The 1,763-nt window shown below is 77.2% G+C and carries 2 protein-coding genes and 1 pseudogene; 1 reads left to right on the top strand and 2 read right to left on the bottom strand.

Features of this window, described 5'->3' with window-relative positions; translation table 11 throughout:
- A partial coding sequence (locus AE652_RS40820) for a LysR family transcriptional regulator (protein ID WP_049660953.1) occupies nt 1–311 on the bottom strand: 311 nt, incomplete at its 3' end.
- 149 nt (nt 312–460) lie between these two features.
- Here AE652_RS40820 and AE652_RS40815 point away from each other — a divergent pair.
- Nucleotides 461–1,465, top strand: coding sequence for an NADP-dependent oxidoreductase (locus tag AE652_RS40815; RefSeq protein WP_049660951.1), 1,005 nt, complete (start codon nt 461–463; stop codon nt 1,463–1,465).
- A gap of 39 nt (nt 1,466–1,504) precedes the next feature.
- Here AE652_RS40815 and AE652_RS40810 read toward each other — a convergent pair.
- Nucleotides 1,505–1,763: pseudogene (locus AE652_RS40810) on the bottom strand (RNA polymerase subunit sigma-70); the annotation flags it as partial.

Genomic DNA, 1,763 nt, shown 5'->3' with positions numbered 1-1,763 from the left:
CGGAAGGCGGCGATCCGCAGGGTGCCGGTCAGCGGCCCGTCCGCTCCCGCGCCGCGCACCTCGGGGCCCATCGCGTCCAGCAGCCGCAGGATCCGGCGGGCGTACGCCACCGCCCGCGCGCCGCCCTCGGTGGGGCGTGCGCCGTGGCGCCCACGGTCGAAGAGCACCGTGCCGAGCTTCCGCTCGCAGGCGCGGACGGCGTGCGAGACGGCGGACTGGGTGGTGCCCAGGCGTGCGGCGGCCGCCGTGAAGCTCCGCTCCTCCTCGACGGCGACCAGGGTCCGCAGCTCGTGCGGGGCGAGATCGGTCATGCGCCCGAATCTAATCCGCGGGCCCGCGATCCATCGATCCCGCTCATGGACCGGCCCGTTCCATCGACCGCCGCCCCTGCCCGGCCGCTCCCGCGCTTCCTACGGTGATCACGTCCCGCCGAGCCCCCCGCGCACCTGGAGCAGCCCCGATGTCCCGTCCCACCGCCCGCGCCGTCCACCTGGTCGCCCGCCCCGAAGGCGCGCCGACCGCCGCGGACTTCGCCTTCGTCGACGAGACCGTCCCGGCCCTCGCGGCGGGCGAGGCCCTCGTCGAGAACCTCTACCAGTCCGTCGACCCGTACATGCGCGAGGAGATGGAGGAGGGCGGCTGGGCGCTGCACGCCCCGCTGGAGGGGCGCACCCTCGGCCGGGTGGTGGAGTCCCGGGCCGACGCCCTGCCGGTCGGGGCGCTGGTCCAGCACCGCCAGGCCTGGCGCACCCTCTCGGTGGTCACCGCCGAACGGGCGAGCCTGCTCCCCGACCTCGCCGGCGTCCCGCTCAGCGCCCACCTGTCGGTGCTCGGCGGCACCGGCCTGTCCGCCTGGGTCGCGCTGACCAGGATCGCCCGGCTCCAGCCCGGCGAGACGCTCTTCGTCTCGGCGGCCGCGGGCGGCGTCGGCACCGCCGCCGGACAGCTCGCCCGCCTGCTCGGCGCCGGACGGATCGTCGGCAGCACCGGCTCCGCCGCCAAGGCCGCCCGCCTCACCGAGCGGCTCGGCTTCGACGCCGCCTTCGACTACCACGACGGCCCGATCGCGGACCGGCTGCGCGAGGCCGCCCCCGAGGGGCTGCACGTCTACCTGGACAACGTCGGCGGCGACCACCTGGAGGCCGCCATCGGCGCCCTGCGCGAGCGCGGCCGGATCGCCTGGTGCGGCGCGGTCGCCCAGTACAACCGGCTCGGGAACCCGCCGGCCGCCCCGCGCAACCTGTTCGAGGTGGTCGGGAAGAGCCTGCGGCTGGAGGGCTTCCTGGTCCGCGACCACCTCGACGCCCGGCCGGAGCTGTACGACTTCCTCGTCCCCCACCTGCGCTCGGGCGCCGTCGTCCCGGACGAGACGGTCGTGGACGGCTTCGACCGGGTGGTGGACGCCTTCCTCGGCATGCTGCGCGGCGAGAACACCGGCAAGATGCTGGTCCGGATCGCCGACTGACCGCCCCGTGCCCCGCCGCAGCGCCCGCCCCGGCGGCAGTCACCCGGGCAGTGGCAGCACGGCCAGGTCGAGCGCGGCGAGCCGGGCCGGGTCGGCCACCACCTCGTAGCCGGCCACCCGGCCGTCCGCGACCGCCATCCGCAGCACCAGCCGCAGCCGCCCGTCCGGGGCGATCAGGATCCCGGGCACCCCGTCCACCAGGGCCACCGCGCCGTAGCGGGCCCGGCGGCCGAAGACCGTGGTCTCCCGGGCGACGGCCTGCGCGCCCCGGGCCACCAGGGCGCGGCCCGGTGGCAGC

The organism is Kitasatospora sp. MY 5-36, from assembly GCF_001182915.1.
Taxonomy (GTDB): Bacteria; Actinomycetota; Actinomycetes; order Streptomycetales; family Streptomycetaceae; genus Kitasatospora.
This window is presented reverse-complemented; position numbering and strand designations above follow the sequence as displayed.